The 17,939-nt window shown below is 37.3% G+C and carries 12 protein-coding genes; 7 read left to right on the top strand and 5 right to left on the bottom strand.

The window, feature by feature from the left end:
• The first annotated feature begins 1 nt into the window (after position 1).
• The gene (locus tag F6U93_RS03115; protein WP_150936722.1) at positions 2-565 is read left to right on the top strand and encodes a 5-formyltetrahydrofolate cyclo-ligase; all 564 of its coding nucleotides are present in this window, start codon (positions 2-4) and stop codon (positions 563-565) included.
• Here the strand turns inward: F6U93_RS03115 and F6U93_RS03110 are convergent.
• The 4 genes from F6U93_RS03110 to ileS all read right to left on the bottom strand — a co-directional run bounded on the left by F6U93_RS03110 (position 562) and on the right by ileS (position 7,036).
• Positions 562-2,454 carry an OmpA family protein gene (locus F6U93_RS03110; protein WP_150936720.1) on the bottom strand — a complete coding sequence of 631 codons (1,893 nt, stop codon included), beginning with the start codon at positions 2,452-2,454 and terminating at the stop codon, positions 562-564. The two genes, F6U93_RS03115 and F6U93_RS03110, sit on opposite strands and share 4 nt — an antisense overlap.
• 67 nt (positions 2,455-2,521) lie before the next feature.
• Positions 2,522-3,148, bottom strand: coding sequence for a lipoprotein signal peptidase (locus F6U93_RS03105; RefSeq protein ID WP_150936718.1), 627 nt, complete (start codon positions 3,146-3,148; stop codon positions 2,522-2,524).
• A gap of 83 nt (positions 3,149-3,231) precedes the next feature.
• Complete coding sequence (locus F6U93_RS03100) at positions 3,232-3,609, bottom strand: TraR/DksA family transcriptional regulator (RefSeq protein ID WP_150936717.1); 378 nt, start codon at positions 3,607-3,609, stop codon at positions 3,232-3,234.
• A gap of 4 nt (positions 3,610-3,613) precedes the next feature.
• Positions 3,614-7,036 carry an isoleucine--tRNA ligase gene (gene ileS, locus F6U93_RS03095; RefSeq protein WP_150936715.1) on the bottom strand — a complete coding sequence of 1,141 codons (3,423 nt, stop codon included), beginning with the start codon at positions 7,034-7,036 and terminating at the stop codon, positions 3,614-3,616.
• A gap of 496 nt (positions 7,037-7,532) precedes the next feature.
• Here ileS and F6U93_RS03090 point away from each other — a divergent pair, with 496 nt between their 5' ends.
• From F6U93_RS03090 to F6U93_RS03065, 6 genes are all read left to right on the top strand, one after another.
• A complete protein-coding gene (locus F6U93_RS03090; RefSeq protein ID WP_150936712.1) occupies positions 7,533-9,929 on the top strand; it encodes an arylsulfatase in 2,397 nt (798 codons plus the stop codon).
• 149 nt (positions 9,930-10,078) lie between these two features.
• Positions 10,079-10,300 (top strand): hypothetical protein, encoded by a 222-nt coding sequence (locus F6U93_RS03085; RefSeq protein WP_150936711.1) that lies wholly within the window; start codon positions 10,079-10,081, stop codon positions 10,298-10,300.
• Positions 10,301-10,309: 9 nt separating this feature from the next.
• Positions 10,310-12,664 carry an arylsulfatase gene (locus F6U93_RS03080; protein ID WP_150936709.1) on the top strand — a complete coding sequence of 785 codons (2,355 nt, stop codon included), beginning with the start codon at positions 10,310-10,312 and terminating at the stop codon, positions 12,662-12,664.
• A 17-nt stretch (positions 12,665-12,681) separates the two neighbouring features.
• Positions 12,682-15,036, top strand: coding sequence for an arylsulfatase (locus F6U93_RS03075; protein WP_150936707.1), 2,355 nt, complete (start codon positions 12,682-12,684; stop codon positions 15,034-15,036).
• A gap of 125 nt (positions 15,037-15,161) precedes the next feature.
• Positions 15,162-16,244: an autotransporter outer membrane beta-barrel domain-containing protein gene (locus F6U93_RS03070; protein ID WP_150936705.1), complete on the top strand. Its 1,083-nt coding sequence runs from the start codon at positions 15,162-15,164 to the stop codon at positions 16,242-16,244.
• A gap of 45 nt (positions 16,245-16,289) precedes the next feature.
• Positions 16,290-16,544 carry a hypothetical protein gene (locus F6U93_RS03065; protein WP_150936703.1) on the top strand — a complete coding sequence of 85 codons (255 nt, stop codon included), beginning with the start codon at positions 16,290-16,292 and terminating at the stop codon, positions 16,542-16,544.
• 19 nt (positions 16,545-16,563) lie between these two features.
• Here F6U93_RS03065 and radA read toward each other — a convergent pair whose 3' ends face one another.
• The gene (radA, locus tag F6U93_RS03060) at positions 16,564-17,922 is read right to left on the bottom strand and encodes a DNA repair protein RadA (protein ID WP_150936702.1); all 1,359 of its coding nucleotides are present in this window, start codon (positions 17,920-17,922) and stop codon (positions 16,564-16,566) included.
• Positions 17,923-17,939 lie beyond the last annotated feature (17 nt).

Genomic DNA, 17,939 nt, shown 5'->3' with positions numbered 1-17,939 from the left:
TATGGACAAATCAGTACTAAGAAAAACATACAAAGCGCTTCGCCGTAATTTGACTGAAGATCAAGCTGAAGACTTAAGCTTAGCTATTTCTAATCAACTTTTAAAACTTCCTATTTGGAAGCACAGCTTCTACCACATTTTTTTAACGATAGCTGAACTAAAGGAAATAAACACCGATTATATTCTGAATATTTTATCGGGTAAGGACAAAAACATACTCATTTCAAAAAGTGATTTCAAAACTGGAGAAATGCACAGCTTTTTACTAACCGACAATACTGTTATTAAAAAGAACAGCTACAATATTCCCGAACCTGTTGATGGTATTCCTATTGAAAACAGTAAAACTGATGTGGTTTTTATTCCGCTTTTAGCGTTTGACTTACAGGGTAACCGAGTAGGCTACGGCAAAGGCTTTTACGATCGCTTTCTAGCCCAATGCAGGCCCGAAACTATCAAAATCGGATTGTCCTTTTTTGAAGCCGAAGCCGAGACTATCGAAACCTTTGAAACCGATGTTAAACTAGACTATTGTGTTACACCAAATAAAGTGTACCAATTTTAATCAGTACAACTTTCACAATAAGTCGTTCTTAAATAAGCATCATCTAACAACTGAAAAGTCACACCGCCATCAGCGACTGCGTTAAACAATTTACAGAAACGGGTTTGATTCATATTAAAAGCATTCAATAAAACCGTTCTATAATCCGGATCTTGAGTTAGTTCTTTATTTACTAGCGTTAAATTTAAATAATAGTATAATAAATCTTCATCGACATCAATGGTTTTAGCCTTTTCAGTTAATAAAGCTACGGCATAATCTAAATTAGCATAATAAGTAAAAAACTGTGCTAAGCTCAAATAATCATAGTCAGAAAAAGTAAATTCTTTATAATGATCATTTATAAAGGCCACCGATTTATCTTTATTGTCATAATCGCGATTGCGCATGTAGTTTTCAGCTTTAGTAATATGATAATTCACCATCATACGAGTAATTAGCAGATCATCAATGCCATAATTTTTTAAAGCGTTTATTTGTTGTTTCAGCTTGACCTCATCAACCTCCTGCCATTTATAACGCCATATTTTAATTTTAAGGGCTACAATATTATATTTCACTTCAGCATTGTCAGGTACCAACTTTTCAAGTTCAAGTAATTTTTTATATACATTTAAACCCTGACGCTCATCTATGGTATATAAAAACACCAAGTTCTTATTGATAAGTGTGGCAAATTCAGCCTGTCTTGGTATCTCCATTTTCCTCAAAGCCATAAAAGAAAGACTACCTGACCTAATTTTAGAAAAAATGGAATTTTGAATAGCTATAGCTGTTTCTAAATCTTCAGCACTTAAAGCCGCATGAAATTTCTCGAGTAATACATCTTCCGGCATGACTTTATATTTATCTTTCCGTTCAAGCTCCATCTCTATAACTGCCTTTCTATGGCGCTCTAAAATAGGCTCCATTTCTGCACTAAGACCACCAGCTAACTTCCCTTTCACTTGGTCTTTACTCAGTTTAGATAAACTTTCGTACTTGGTACCTTTAATATCATTTAAAAATTCCACCCAGTTTTCTGAAGAAGACACCTGAGTTTCAATAGCAGGCTGCTGAAAGGTTTGCAAAGCCGCTACAATACTATTGGCACGTTGCTGCTGTAATTCTATATTTCGCTCCAAACTTCCTTCAACAGATGCATAGGCTTTAATATTGATGGTTTTAATATTATAATCGGTTAATCGCAGCGAATCATAAAGCGGCTTCATATCTTCTTGAGAATACTCTGCTTTATCTTTTTCAAAAGGAATTTTAAATTTCAGCGTTTTGTTTTTCAGAATAAAACCTTCTTTGGCTTTTGACTGAATACGTCTGGTACTATAGGTTAAGGTATCTAAATACATACCCATATCCAACAAGCCCCAAGGATAAGACTCCAAGTCGTAAATAAGATTGTAGCGGCATAAGTTCTTATTTCCTAAAAATAAAATATTAAATTCTACTGGCTTTTTTATTTCGGTATCATTAACACGCCCTACATGCACACGGTAGCTGTTCTCCCCATTTTTCCTCAATCCATTTCGTAACCTTGCTCCATACAAAGGTTTTGTGAGCCTACCTCTAATTTGCTCATTAACAACAGTATCTAGACTACAATCATAAATATCTTTAGTCACGATATCTACAGCAATGCCATCGGTATCCCCTTCAAACACTTGATTAAACCAATCTTTATCGTTGACTTCAAAATAAAGGTTGTTTCCGTCTAACTTAACGGCATATTTCACTTCTTTAGGCTTGCTTCGGAAGGCCTCTAAACAGGATTTACAATTTTCAGTTCTATCCTTGTCATTTCTCGGAAAAACAACATCAAATCTATTTTGAGCAAAACTATTCTGAAAATAAAAAACTAAGATTAGGGTTAGTAGCAGGTGGTTAGGCTTCATTCATAAGGTTTTAGGTTCCCAAATATAGGAAATACCTTATCACAAGAAAACTCTAAAGCCATTAAATTTACGCTGTTTTACTAGAAAAGGCCTGTTTATTAAAAACAATGAGCATAACAAAACCGGTACTTATGGCTACATCGGCAATATTAAAAACAGGTTCAAAGAAGTTGAAGCGTTTTCCTCCATAAATTGGCACCCATTGAGGCAAGTCTGTAGAAATCAAAGGAAAGTATAACATATCAACCACACGCCCATGCAAAACTTCTTCATATCCACCTGATTCTGGTAAAAAAGCCGCCACTTGATTATAACTATCCTCAAACAGCACACCATAAAACACCGAGTCTATAATGTTGCCTAAGGCGCCGGCAAAGATGCAAGCAATGGCTAGAATTAAAATTTTAGAGCTCTGTTTTTTTGTGCTATCATACAACCAATACCCAATCCCAAATATTGCAAAAACACGAAATAAGGTCAAAGCCACTTTAGCCGTACGATCTGAAATTAAAGAGGTGAAATCGCTAATTTTAGTCCCCCAAGCCATGCCATCATTTTCTATAAAATAGATTTTAAACCATGAAAACACGTCAACACTCTCGTATAGCGCGAAATGTGTTTTCACATACACCTTACTGATTTGATCAACCAATAAGATGATGATAATAATAAATATGGATTTTTTTAAAGACATGGTTGATTAATAGCTAACAAAGCATAAAAAATGAAAAACGCCTCAATACCATTGAGACGTTAAACTATATTACTATATAAAAATTATTTTTGCATGTTTTTCGCTTCAATGCTTAAAGTCGCATGAGGCACAAGCTCCAATCGTTTTTTGTTAATTAATTTACCTGTAACACGACAAATACCGTAGGTTTTATTCTCAATACGAATAAGTGCATTTTTTAAATCGCGAATAAACTTCTCTTGGCGAATAGCCAATTGAGAATTTGATTCTTTACTCATAACAGCACTCCCCTCATCAAAAGCCTTAAAAGTAGGTGATGTATCTTCAGTTCCGTTAGTTGAATTGTTCATATAGGCACTCTTAATCAGATCTAAATCGTATTTTGCCTTTTCAATTTTGTCTGAAATTAATGCTTTAAATTCTGCTAAGTCTGCATCCGAATATCTTACGTTATCTGCCATAATGTTAGTGTTTTTCTATAAACAATTTGGTATTGACATCATCAAAAGTAATATCGATACCATCGTCTAAGTTTTCAACTATTTCTAGTTCATTGGTTAAAGTTTCCGACTTAATATAAGCCACATTTGCCTCTACAGCGTTTACAATTTGCTCATCTTTTTGAAGTTTTACAGCAATTTTATCTGTCACTTCAAAGCCAGAATCTTTTCGTAAATTTTGAATGCGGTTAATTAACTCCCTAGCAATCCCCTCTTTACGTAATTCTTCTGAAATTGTTACGTCTAAAGCCACTGTTAAAGCGCCTTCATTTGCAACCAACCACCCCTCGATATCTTGTGAGGTAATTTCAACATCCGAGCGTTCTAATGTAATATTTTTTCCATTAATATCAACTTCTAACGAACCATTTTGTTCAATTTTATTAATATCTTCTGGCGTAAAGTTAATTACTTTTCCTGCAATGGCTTTCATATCTTTTCCAAAGCGCGGACCAAGAACTTTAAAGTTTGGTTTGATCTGTTTTACTAAAATATCTGAAGCATCATCAAGAAGTTCTATTTCTTTAATATTCACTTCGTGCTTAATCAATTCTGATACCGCCGAAATCTCTTCTTTTTGCTGTTCAGAATCTACAGGAATCATGATTTTTTGAAGCGGCTGACGCACTTTTATCTTTTCCTTAGCTCTTAATGAAAGTACCAATGAAGAAATAACCTGCGCATTTTCCATTTTACGTTCTAAACTCTTATCAACAAAAGCTTCGTTATAAACTGGGAAATTTGCTAAATGCACACTTTCAAACTGCTCTTTTCCAGAAACCGAATTTAAATCTAAATACAGTTTATCCATGAAAAATGGTGCAATTGGCGCTGCCAACTTCGCAATGGTTTCCATACAGGTGTACAACGTTTGATAAGCCGAAATTTTATCCTGCTCGTAATCGCCTTTCCAGAAACGTCTTCTACTTAAACGCACATACCAGTTACTCACGTAATCTTGTGTGAAATCTGAAATAGCACGCGCTGCTCTTGTAGGCTCGTAATCGGCATAAAAAGCATCAACTTTTTGAATTAACGTATGTAACTCTGAAAGAATCCAACGGTCTAATTCAGGTCTATCTTCTAAAGCAATATCTGCTTCAGCATAACTAAACCCATCTAAATTCGTATATAAACTGAAGAAAGAATAGGTATTATAAAGGGTTCCGAAGAACTTACGTTTCACCTCTTCAACACCTTCAAGATCAAACTTTAAATTATCCCAAGGGTTAGCGTTTGCAATCATATACCACCGCGTCGCATCGGCACCATATTCACCTAAAGTATCAAAAGGATCGACAGCATTACCTAAACGTTTCGACATTTTTTGTCCGTTTTTGTCTAACACCAATCCGTTAGACACCACGTTTTTATAAGCCACAGAATCGAAAACCATAGTAGCAATCGCATGAAGTGTATAGAACCATCCACGCGTTTGATCGACACCTTCAGCAATAAAATCTGCTGGAAATGATTTATTATCGTCAATTAATTCTTTATTTTCAAAAGGATAATGCCATTGTGCGTAAGGCATAGAACCAGAATCGAACCACACATCAATTAAATCGCTTTCGCGGAACATTTTCTGTCCTGTCGCTGAAACCAATACGATGTCATCAACAATATTTTTATGTAAATCTAATTTCGCGTAATTTTCTTCGGAATTGTTTCCTACTTCGAAATCTTCAAAAATATCTTTAGCTAAAACACCTGCTGAAACCGCTTTTGCCATTTCGGCTTTTAACTCTTCCACAGAACCTATACAAAGTTCTTCTTTACCATCTTCGCTTCTCCAAATTGGTAACGGAATACCCCAATAACGTGAACGTGATAAATTCCAATCGTTGGCGTTTGCAAGCCAATTCCCGAAACGTCCAGTTCCTGTTGATTTTGGCTTCCAGTTAATGCCTGCATTTAATTCATGCATGCGCCCTTTGATATCGGTTACTTTTATAAACCAAGAGTCTAACGGGTAGTAAAGAATAGGTTTATCGGTTCTCCAACAGTGTGGGTAATTATGCTTATATTTTTCAACCTTAAAGGCTTTATTTTCTTCTTTTAATTTAATAGCGATTTCAACATCTACAGAACGTTCTGGCGCTTCACCTTCGTCGTAATATTCGTTTTTTACGTATTTCCCGGCTAATTCAGCCATTTCTGGTCTAAATTTCCCTTGTAAATCTACTAAAGGCACCAAGTTTCCGTTCTCATCTTTTACTAACATTGGAGGTACTTCTGGCGTGGCTTGTTTAGCCACCAAGGCATCGTCTGCTCCAAAAGTTGGCGCGGTGTGTACGATACCTGTACCATCTTCAGTTGTTACAAAATCACCAGCAATCACTCTAAAAGCGTTTTCTGGATTATCATTTGGTAAAGCGTAAGGTAAAAGTTGTTCGTATTTAATACCAACTAAATCGATGCCCTTAAACTCTTTTACAATTAAATATGGAATCTTTTTATCGCCCGAATTGTAAGTTTCTAAATCTTCAACAGTTTCAACTAATACATTGTTTTTTCCTGCAAATTGTTTTCCAACTAATGGTTTTGCTAAAACAACGTTTATTGGTTCGAATGTATATTGATTGAATGTTTTTACTAAAACATAGTCAATTTTTGGTCCAACAGTTAATGCAGTGTTACTTGGTAAAGTCCAAGGTGTGGTTGTCCACGCTAAGAAATACACCTCCCTTAATCCCTCCTCAAGGAGGGCATCGAAACTCTTAGGAAGCGTTTCGGTTACAGCTTTAAACTGAGCCACAATAGTCGTATCTGTTACATCTTGGTAAGCACCTGGCTGGTTAACTTCGTGAGAACTTAAACCAGTTCCTGCCTTTGGAGAATACGGCTGAATGGTGTAGCCTTTATACATTAAATTTTTAGTGTATATTTCTTTTAAAAGCCACCAAACAGACTCCATGTATTTAGGCTCATAAGTAATGTATGGATCGTCCATATCTACCCAATAACCCATTTTTTCGGTAAGGTCATTCCAAACATCGGTATAACGCATTACGGCTTTTCTACACGCGGCGTTATAATCTTCAACAGAAATACTTTTACCAATATCTTCTTTTGTAATACCTAATTCTTTTTCCACACCCAATTCAATAGGTAAACCGTGTGTATCCCAACCTGCTTTACGCTTCACTTGGTAACCTTTCATGGTTTTGTAACGTGGAAAAATATCTTTAATAGCACGCGCTAAAACGTGGTGTACTCCCGGAAGTCCGTTTGCTGAAGGTGGCCCTTCAAAAAACACATACGGTTCTTTACCTTCTCTGGTAGTTACACTTTTCTCAAAAATGTTGTTTTCTTTCCAATACTGTAGAATTTCTGTTGCTACGTTTGGTAAGTTAAGACCTTTATATTCAGGAAATTTAGCGTTCATTGACTTCAAATTCTAATAAGTCCGCGAATTTAATGATTTCTACTGAAAATGGATTGACTTTTGAAGGAAAAATGCGGAAAGACCACAAGTCTATATTTAAGGACTATCACACTGTATTAAAATCACTTTTTAACTACTCCTTAGAGCTAAATTTATTAAAAAACAGTCCAAACCCTTTATTTCAAGAAATATTATATTAAATTTGAATAGAGCACAATTAAAAACCTAACTAATAGATTATCCATAAGTTAAACTGTATTTTTTTTGTGTTTCAAACTATAAAACAACTTATAATTATGAAAACCCTCACTTTTAAACATAGTTGTAAACATCTTGTTTTGACTATTCTACTACGCATTTTCTATCAAGTCCGTTAAAGCTACTAAAGGAAGGGTGAAAAAGTAAAATTCAACACTGGCATTAGCTACTATTTACAGAAATTAACCGCTTTAAAAAAGGTTTTTAAGATTGAATTTTTCTAAAAACTAATTCTATTATGCAAAACACTTTAAACAAAAAACATTTAGGAATATTATTTGGGACAGCTATTTTATGCTTGATATCTTGTACTAATAAAAAAGAAACACCACAAACAACAACATCTACTTCTGAAGAAATCGGGAGTATTTTACCTTTTCCAGAACCACCTTCTACCAGCACGTATGGACAAACCATTTACGAAAGTAAAATGGTGCGCAGAAAGGCTACAGATCATTTACCAAAAGATGCACCAAATATTGTGATTGTTCTTATGGATGATGTTGGTTTTGGCTTGCCTTCTACCTTTGGAGGCGAAGTGAATACACCAACCTTATCAAAAATTTACAATGAAGGCATCGCTTATAATGAGTTTCACACCACATCGATCTGTTCACCTACACGAGCAGCATTGCTTACAGGTAGAAACCACACCAGAGTTGGAAGCGGAACTATTGCAGAACGCGCAGTTGATTGGGATGGCTACACCGGAATTATCCCGAAAGAAGCTGCTACTTTTGCTGAAGTCTTAAAAAACTATGGTTACAATACCGCAGCTTTAGGAAAATGGCACAATACCCCGGCCAATCAAACATCAGCAGCAGGACCTTTTGAGTATTGGCCTGTAAATTATGGATTTCAACATTTTTACGGATTTCTAGGTGGTGAAACCAGTCAATGGGAACCCGCTTTAATTAATGATTTCACACCGGTTGCGCCTCCAAATCCGGACACTTACCATTTAAGTACAGACCTAGCCGATCATGCTATTTCTTGGATGCAAGATCAAAAAGCGTTTGCAGACGACAAACCATTTTTGCTTTATTTCGCTCCAGGAGCTGGGCATGGCCCGCATCATATTTTTAAAGAATGGGCAGATAAATACAAGGGTAAATTTGATGATGGTTGGGATGCCTATCGTGAACGCGTATTTAAAAGACAAAAGGACATGGGTTGGATTCCAGAAAACACTGAATTAACCGCCAGAGCAGAAAGCCAGACAGGTTGGGATGCTATTCCAGAAGATGAAAAGCCGTTTCAACGTCGTTTGATGGAAGTGTTTGCAGGTTTTGTAGAACATGCCGATGTTCAAGTTGGCCGCGTTTACGATGCTATTGAAGATATGGGTGAAAAGGATAACACCATTTTTATATACATCTGGGGAGATAACGGCAGTAGCGCCGAAGGACAAAACGGAAGTATCAGTGAATTATTAGCTCAAAATTTAATTCCTAATACCATTGAACAACAAATAAGTGCTTTAGATAAAATAGGCGGTTTAGAAGCTCTAGGCGGAAAAATTACCGAAAACATGTATCATGCTAGCTGGGCATGGGCTGGAAACACACCATTTCGTTATACCAAATTAGTGGCTTCTCATTTTGGCGGCACCAGAAACCCTATGGTAATTAGTTGGCCTAAAGGCATTACACCAGACAAAACGACGCGTTCGCAATTTCATCATGTTAATGATATTGCACCTACGCTTTACGACATTTTAGACATTACTCCTCCAGAAGTGGTTAATGGTTTCGAACAAATACCTATGGATGGTATTAGTATGGTGTATACCTTTGGAGATGCACATGTGAAACCTGCTGAAAAAGTTCAGTTTTTCGATAATAATGGCAGTCGAGCTATTTACAAAGATGGTTGGTATGCTTGTACTTTTGGTCCGTTTACACCATGGGTTCCAGGCGGAGGACCTGGATTAAAAACGTGGAATCCTAAAGAAGATGTTTGGGAGCTTTATAACCTAAATGAAGATTTTTCTCAAGCACATGACTTAGCCAAGGAACATCCAGAAAAACTGGAAGCACTTAAAAAGGTGTTTTTAGAAGAAGCCAAAGACAATAAAGATTTTCCAATTGGTGGAGGGAATTGGCTGCGCCTACACCCAGAAGACATTATAAAATCACCTTATAAAAGTTGGACTTTTTCCCAAAACACACGTAGAATGCCTGAGTTTTCAGCTCCAGGTTTAGGAAAGACAAATAACACAGTTGTTATAGATTTAGATTTAAAGGAGAACACGAATGGTGTTTTATACGCCTTGGGTGGATCCGGTGGCGGACTAACATGTTTTATGGAAAACAATAAAATTACTTACGAGTATAATATGTTTCTAATAGAAAACTACAGTGTAAGTACACCTAAACTTTCAGCGGGAAAACACAGCATAGAAATTGTAACGCAGTTAGAAAAACCAGGAGCACCTGCTACCGTTACCATTTCTGTTGATGGAAAAGAAGTTGGAGTTTGTAACGTAAAACAATCGGTTCCAGTTGCATTTAGTGCTACAGAAACTCTTGATGTTGGAGCTGATATGGGCTCACCAGTATCTTTAAAATATCATGAAAAAGTACCGTTTGAATTTGATGGCGTTATAGAAAAGGTTCATGTCAACTTAAATTAAAACTAAAAGTATCAGCATATTTAACTATTTGTTTTTATGAAGAAAATAACAGCCACAATAACCGTAATGTTTTTAGTCTTAATGCCCTGCGAAAGTAAGACGGAAAGCATCCTGTATTTGTAGCTGGTAATTCTGATGGCGATTACAATATGATGCAGTATGCTGAAGCTAGCGAAAAACCTTTTATGAATGTTTTGGTAACACACAAAGATAAAGAAAGGGAGTACGTTTATGCATCTGATCAAACCGACACAAGTCTAAAAGCGTTAACAGAAACGTCTCAAAAAAAGAATTGGGTGAATATTGATATGAAAAACGACTGGAAAGTAGTTTATCCTTTTCAATTAAATACGAATACAACAAAAAACTAGATATTAATTATGAAACTAAAACACATTTTTTTCTTAGCATTAATGGTTTTGGGTGGGGTTATATCTGCACAGCAGGTTTTACCTTTTCCTCCAACACCCTCTGCTTCTCAGGCTGGTATTACTATCGAAAGTTCCACATACAAAAAACGTGTAGAACCGAAACGTCTTGCTGATGATTCACCAAACATTCTTATCATTTTAATGGACGATGTTGGCGCAGGAACACCAAGTACCTATGGTGGAGAAATTAACACACCAACCTTAAGTAAGATTGCAAATTCTGGAGTGTCTTTTAACAGATTTCATAGTACTGCCATGTGTTCTCCAACACGTGCCGCTTTACTAACAGGTCGTAATCACACCTTTGTTGGTAATGGACAGATTGCTGCTATAGCAAACGATTTTGATGGCTTTAGTGGTGTGATTCCTAAAAGTAGCGCTACCGTTGCCGAAGTTTTAAAAAACTACGGATACAATACAGCAGCGTTCGGAAAATGGCATAACACCCCAGAAGAGCAAATAACAAATAAAGGGCCTTTTGACTATTGGCCAACAGGTTATGGTTTTGAATATTTCTATGGCTTTTTAGCAGGAGAAGCGTCTCAATACGAACCAACCTTGGTTCGAAATACCGACTATATTGTTGGAGCGCATCGTCCGGAGGGGTACCATTTAACCGAAGATATTGCAGACGATGCTATAAACTGGTTAAACGACCAAAAAGCATATCAACCAGAGAAACCGTGGTTTATGTATTGGGCACCAGGTGCGTCTCATGGACCTCATCAAGTGCCTAAAGAATGGTCTGATAAATACAAAGGGAAATTTGATGATGGTTGGGAAGCCTACAGAGAACGTACGTTTAAGCGTATGAAATCTCAAGGCATCATACCTCAAAATGCGCAATTAACGCCAAGACCAGAAAGTATGGCTTCTTGGAAATCTATTCCAGAATCTGAAAAACCCTTCCAAAGACGTTTAATGGAAGTATTTGCTGGTTTTACAGAACATGCAGATTATCATGCTGGTCGCGTTATCGATCATATTGAAGACATGGGGGAACTAGATAATACGCTCGTATTTTACATCTGGGGTGATAACGGTTCGTCTTCAGAAGGTTTATATGGCACCATTAGTGAGCAATTGGCACAAAATGCGATTCCAACAAAAATTTCTCAGCATTTAGATGCTTTAGAAGAATTAGGTGGTTTAGATGTATTGGGAACCAATAAAACAGACAATATGTATCACGCCGCTTGGGCTTGGGCAGGAAGTACACCGTATAAAGGCACAAAATTACAAGGCGCATATTTTGGAGGAACAAGACAGCCTTTAGCTGTAAGTTGGCCTAAAGCCATGAAAGCTGATAAAACAGCCAGATCGCAATTTCATCATGTGATAGATGTGACACCTACCATTTATGATGTGCTTAATATTGAAGCACCACAAGTTGTTAATGGGTTTGCACAAGACCCAATTCATGGTGTAAGTATGACCTATGCGGTTAAAGACGCTAATGCGGAAGGAATGCGTAAAACACAATTTTTCGATATTATGGCAAGTCGAGCTATTTATCACGACGGCTGGTTTGCAAATGCTAGAGGTCCTAGAGAACCTTGGGTAGGTGGTATTCCTAAGGATATAAAAGAATGGAGTCCGCTTACAGACGAGTGGGAACTTTATAATTTAGAGGAAGACTGGACGCAAAGCAATGATCTGGCGAAGAAAAACCCTGATAAATTAGAAGAAATGAAGTCTTTGTTTTTGGTAGAATCAGCTAAATATAAAAACATGCCTATCGGTGGAGGATTATGGAGTACCGCCTTATTTCATCCAGAGGATGCTCCAGCACCCACTGCAACCGAGTGGACTTTTGCTAAACCCATTACATATATGCCAGAATCGGCGGCGCCTAAATTAGGAAAGAACAGCAATATTGTTAAAATGGAAGTACAAGTTCCAAAAGACGCGAATGGCGTATTATACGCCTTGGCTGGTTTCGGTGGTGGTGTCACTTGTTTTGTTCAAGATGGGTATTTAAATTACGAGTTCAATTTGTTCGAAATAGAACGTACTAAAATCAGGTCGAATTCAAAATTACCTGAAGGCGATATTACTGTTGAAGTGGTATCACAATTGGTTGATAAAATTGGAGGTGCTATGGATGTGACGCTTCGAGTTAACGGAAAAGAAGTTGGAAAAAAACGTGTACCAAGAGCGATGTCTTTGCACTTTACATCTAATGCCACTTTCGATATTGGTATGGATTTAGACTCACCAGTTGCTTTAGAATATTTTGATCAAGCACCATTTGCTTTTAATGGTAAAATTGGGAAAACTGAGATTAAGTATCTGAAAAAATAATTAAAAACTTTAATAATATGATTTACAAAAAAGTGTTACCCATCTTAGCAACAGTGCTAATTCTTGGTGCTTGTAAGCAAATCGGACAAGAGCAAACTAAAATTACAAATCATGAAAAAGAAGGTAGTAAGCTCCCGTATGATGACCCAGCATTTACTGGAAAAATAGGTAAAACGTATGCAGAATCTGAATCTGCTTGGCCTAAAATGCCAAGTCCGCCAGAGGATGCCCCAAACGTTATTGTAATTTTGCTGGATGATGTTGGCTTTGGAATGACTAGTACTTTTGGAGGCTCCATACCTACGCCAAATTTAGATTCTTTAGCCAGCGAAGGGTTAAGCTACAACCGTTTCCATACAACGGCTGTTTGTAGCCCCACACGTGCTGCTCTTCTTACAGGTAGAAACCACCACCAAGCCGCCAACGGCTTTTTACCTGAGTGGGCAACAGGATTTCCGAGTTACAACACCATGATTCCGAGAAGCACAGCAACGGTAGGAAGAGTAATGAAGGGCAACGGTGTTAACACAGCCTTTTTTGGTAAAAATCACAACACACCCGATTGGGAAACCAGTGCTGCAGGTCCGTTTGACCGTTGGCCTACGGCTATGGGGTTCGATTATTTTTATGGGTTTCAAGCAGGAGAAACGAATCAATATTATCCTGTAATATTTGAAAACACGGTTCCTGTCGAAGCAGATAAAACACCAGAAGAAGGTTATCACTTTATGACGGATATGACAGACAGAGCAATTAGCTGGATGCAATTGCAAAAATCCATGTCGCCAGAAAAACCGGTATTTATGTATTTCGCACCTGGTGCCATGCATGCCCCGCACCATGTTACCAAAGAATGGAGAGACAAATTTAAAGGTAAATTTGACCATGGTTGGGACAAGGAGCGTGAAATCACCTATGCTCGTCAAAAAGAAATGGGCATAATACCTGCAGACGCAAAACTTTCAGCACGTAACGAAAATGTGCCTGAATGGGAAACACTTAACGATGAGCAAAAAGAGTTTTACACCCTATTGTACGAGAATTTCGCAGGATTCTTTGCCTTTACTGATTATGAAATTGGCCGATTACTAACTGCAATAAGTGCATTGCCAGATGCCGAAAATACGATTGTTATGTATATTGTTGGTGATAATGGTGCAAGCTCAGAAGGTGGTTTGGATGGAACCATCAATGAGATTAAGGCTTTAAATGGAATACCAAGCACAATTGCTGAAAACTTAAAGAAAAAAGATGAAATTGGTGGTCCCACTACAGAGCCTCACTTCCCTATTGGATGGGCGTTTGCTGGAAACACTCCTTTCCCTTGGGTAAAACAGGTAGCTTCTCACTTTGGTGGAAGCCGCAACCCGATGGTAGTTACTTGGCCAAAAGTGATAAAAGATAAAGGAGGTATGCGCTCACAGTTTTTACATATAATTGATGTGGTACCTACAATTTTAGAGGCTTCGGGAATGGAATTCCCTGAATATGTGGATGGCGTAAAGCAAAAGCCGATTGCAGGAAAATCTTTCATGAGCACATTTACTGATGCAAATGCACCAGAAATCAGAACTACTCAATATTTTGAAGTGTTGAGTAACCGCGCCATCTATCATGAAGGCTGGGTAGCTGCCCACCAACATACATTACCATGGCGACAAGATGTAGCACCAGGTTATGAAAACGAAGTGTGGGAATTGTACAATATTGAAGAAGACTTTTCAGAAGCTGTAAATATTGCAGACCAATACCCTGAAAAATTGGAAGAACTAAAAAAATTGTTTGATGAAGAAGCCGAAAAGAATGAGGTGTATCCATTAGATGATCGTGGTGCTGCGCGTCTTACAGTTCCAAAGCCATCACCACTAGGTGACCGAACTAGTTTCACTTTTTATGAAGGAGCAACAAGATTGCCCGAAACAGCTGCTCCAAACACCAAAAACAAATCATGGTCAATGGAAGCCATGTTAGAAACCGATGCACAACACAAAGAAGGAGTAATAAGTGCTCTAGGTGGACTAAGTGGTGGCTATGTATTATACGTTAAAGATGGGTACCCCACTTTTCTTTACAATTATTTTGAAGAGGTTTCTACTTTAAAGTCAACTAAAAAACTTCCTGATGGATTAGTTTCGGTAAAGCTTGATTTTAAATATGACGGTGGAGGAGCTGGAAAAGGCGGTTTATTTACCTTATACATCAATAATGAAAAAACATGTGAATTGCGTGTTGAAGAGACAGTAGCAGGTCGATACGGAATCGACACCTTTGGTATAGGAGAAGACTCAGGTTCGCCTGTAACCAAAAATTATGTCGCTCCAGCTAAGTTTCAAGGACATATTATAGAAGTTAATATTGAATTGAAAAACTAGAAGCATGAGAACAACAATTAGTTTACGGCAATCAACTTTAAGGGCTACAGAACATGTAACGTCTTGCGAAAAAGCAGCAAAAACTTTAGAAAATAAAATTAAACACAAAAATTAATTACTAATACATGAAACAAATCACCTTATGTTTAGCTGCTTTGCTAGTGGTCTCTTTTAACTTAAAAGCTCAGGAAAAATTAAAAGACTCCATTACTTACCCTTATGTCTTACCCATTTGGGGACAAAAAGCAGCCGACAAGGGGTTTGCTGATCAGCTTCAATTGCCTTTTGGTATAAATGCCAATTATGTAAATGTGTATATGGATCTAGAAATCACAGAATTTGATCTTAGAATTGGAGGCAAAGATTTCTCGGATGTACTAAATGTAGAAACCTTAAATTTCACTCAGGTTAGCGCCACATCAAATGGTATAAATTTAAGGGCAGATGCCTGGATTTTACCCTTTATGAATGTTTACGGATTATTTTCAGCGGTAAGGGGAGGCACGCAAGTAACCCTTCAACCTACATGGAAAGACGCTACCGGAGAAGTCATTTTACAGTTACCTCAATTTTCTTCCAATGTAGAATTTAATGCAAATACATATGGCTTGGGTACCACCTTAATATTTGGTTGGAATGGTTACTTTTTAAGTACAGATTTCAACTATTCACGTACAGACACCGATTTATTAAAAGACCAGGTAGGTTACGCTACCTTATCTGCTCGTGGCGGCTATCGTTTTGGCCTATCCAAAAAGCGCAAAGACTTCTTTTTGGCACCATACGCAGGTGTCATGTACCGAAACTTTATAGGTGCTAAGGGAAGTGAAGGCAACATTGGTTTGGATGAAGTATTCCCCGATTTAAATGACACCTTTAATCAGAGAGTTGACGACAAAGTAGCCAGTAATGAAGCCATCATCAAAGCACCAGAAACAGGTACTGCAGAGAAAATAAAATTGCAAGCACAAAATCAAGCACTACACACTATTAAAGATAAGGTAAATGAAAGCGGGTTGTTTACTACTGAAGTAGATTATCGCATTAAAAAAGAGCTCATACAAACGGTAACGTTTCAAATGGGTTTTAATTTACAAATTAACAAACACTGGATGTTTCGAGGGGAATATAGTTTATCTGATGCCCAAAGATTTATCATGACCGGGCTACAATACCGCTTTGGCGTGAAGAAAAAAGGCATGAAATAAACGCACCCACAAAAATATTGATTTAAAATACTAAAAAAGAGACTTATGAGCCATTTATCAAACATTAAATCTGAAATTGAAACCTATGCCAATGACTCTAATTTAACAGCATTGCAAATTATTGAGAAACTAGAAATTCATTTCTTCAATAAAGAAGTCACTAAAAATTTAAAACTCTACAAAAAGGGAAAGAAAAAGGTAAGTGATATCACAAAAGACCTTAAAATTTCACCTCGAAAGTTTTATGCCATTTTAGAAAAAAAGCAAATCGAGCATAAAAAATACAACAAAGAGAAATAGACTTTTCACTTCTGGTTTTTTACACCAAAAAATCTACCAGATCTTCCATTTTGGAAATAAGCTGTATTTTAATCGCTGTATTTTGTAATGAAATCTTATTGTATTTAGACACAAAAATAGTAGCAAACCCTAGTTTTTCAGCTTCCAAAATACGTTGTTCCACACGTTGTACCGGACGAATTTCTCCTGAAAGACCAACTTCGGCAGCAAAACAATAATCTTTTGGAATAGAAACATCTTCATTTGAAGATAAAATAGAAGCCACTACCGCCAAATCAATCGCCGGATCATCAACAGTAATCCCTCCTGTTATATTTAGAAAAACATCTTTTGCACCCAAGCGAAAACCAGCACGCTTTTCTAAAACCGCCAACAACATATTTAAACGTTTGGCATTAAAACCAGTGGCAGAGCGCTGAGGCGTACCATAAACTGCGGTACTCACTAAAGCTTGAACTTCTATCATCAAAGGACGCATACCCTCTAAAGTAGCTGCAATGGCGTTCCCAGACAATTCCTCATCCTTTTTAGATATTAAAATTTCTGAAGGATTAGAAACTTCACGAAGTCCTGAACCTTGCATTTCATAAATCCCTAATTCATTAGTAGAACCAAAACGGTTTTTGTGTGCGCGTAAAATTCGGAATACATGGTTACGGTCTCCTTCAAACTGCAAAACCGTATCAACCATATGCTCTAAAATTTTAGGCCCTGCAATATGTCCGTCTTTGGTAATATGACCAATCAGTAAAACAGGTGTTGCCGTTTCTTTGGCAAATTTGATAAGCTCAGTGGTACACTCCTTGATTTGAGAGATACTTCCTGAAGAAGATTCAATATAGTCACTATGCAAGGTCTGTATGGAATCAATAATGACAATATCTGGCTCTAAAGTTTCTATTTGCTTGAATATATTTTGAGTCTTGGTTTCGGTTAGAATATAGCAATTACTGTTATTCGGATTAACTCTTTCGGCGCGCATCTTAATCTGCTTCTGACTCTCTTCACCTGAAACATAAAGCGTTTTATAAGGCAACCCTAACGACACCTGAAGTAACAAAGTACTTTTACCAATTCCAGGCTCTCCGCCTAACAAGGTTAAAGACCCAGGTACGATACCGCCTCCCAGAACCCGATTTAACTCACCATCAAAAGTATTTAATCGAGGTTCTTTAGAAGTGTCTATTTGATTAATTAATAAGGGAACTGCAGATCGTTTCTTTGGAGACGTAGGTGTTTTCCAATCACTTTTTTCTGGCTTCTGTACTAGCTCCTCTACAATTGTATTCCAATCTTTACATGCTGTACATTGCCCCTGCCATTTCGCGAACTGCGTGCCGCAGTTCTGACAAAAAAAAGTCGTTTTTACCTTCGCCATGAATTGAGTTATTTTTT

This window comes from Pseudotamlana haliotis (genome assembly GCF_008806375.1).
In the GTDB taxonomy this organism is placed as follows: Bacteria; Bacteroidota; Bacteroidia; order Flavobacteriales; family Flavobacteriaceae; genus Pseudotamlana; species Pseudotamlana haliotis.
The sequence above is the reverse complement of the archived record's forward strand: the minus strand, read 5'-3'. Positions and strand labels throughout refer to the sequence as shown.

Coding starts and splice junctions, on each gene's coding strand:
- ileS (WP_150936715.1), bottom strand. CDS start 7,036: ATGAACGCTAAATTTCCTGAATATAAAGGTCTTAACTTACCAAACGTA.
- F6U93_RS03110 (WP_150936720.1), bottom strand. CDS start 2,454: ATGAAGCCTAACCACCTGCTACTAACCCTAATCTTAGTTTTTTATTTT.
- F6U93_RS03075 (WP_150936707.1), top strand. CDS start 12,682: ATGATTTACAAAAAAGTGTTACCCATCTTAGCAACAGTGCTAATTCTT.
- F6U93_RS03085 (WP_150936711.1), top strand. CDS start 10,079: ATGATGCAGTATGCTGAAGCTAGCGAAAAACCTTTTATGAATGTTTTG.
- F6U93_RS03105 (WP_150936718.1), bottom strand. CDS start 3,148: ATGTCTTTAAAAAAATCCATATTTATTATTATCATCATCTTATTGGTT.
- F6U93_RS03065 (WP_150936703.1), top strand. CDS start 16,290: ATGAGCCATTTATCAAACATTAAATCTGAAATTGAAACCTATGCCAAT.
- F6U93_RS03080 (WP_150936709.1), top strand. CDS start 10,310: ATGAAACTAAAACACATTTTTTTCTTAGCATTAATGGTTTTGGGTGGG.
- F6U93_RS03090 (WP_150936712.1), top strand. CDS start 7,533: ATGCAAAACACTTTAAACAAAAAACATTTAGGAATATTATTTGGGACA.
- F6U93_RS03100 (WP_150936717.1), bottom strand. CDS start 3,609: ATGGCAGATAACGTAAGATATTCGGATGCAGACTTAGCAGAATTTAAA.
- F6U93_RS03070 (WP_150936705.1), top strand. CDS start 15,162: ATGAAACAAATCACCTTATGTTTAGCTGCTTTGCTAGTGGTCTCTTTT.
- F6U93_RS03115 (WP_150936722.1), top strand. CDS start 2: ATGGACAAATCAGTACTAAGAAAAACATACAAAGCGCTTCGCCGTAAT.
- radA (WP_150936702.1), bottom strand. CDS start 17,922: ATGGCGAAGGTAAAAACGACTTTTTTTTGTCAGAACTGCGGCACGCAG.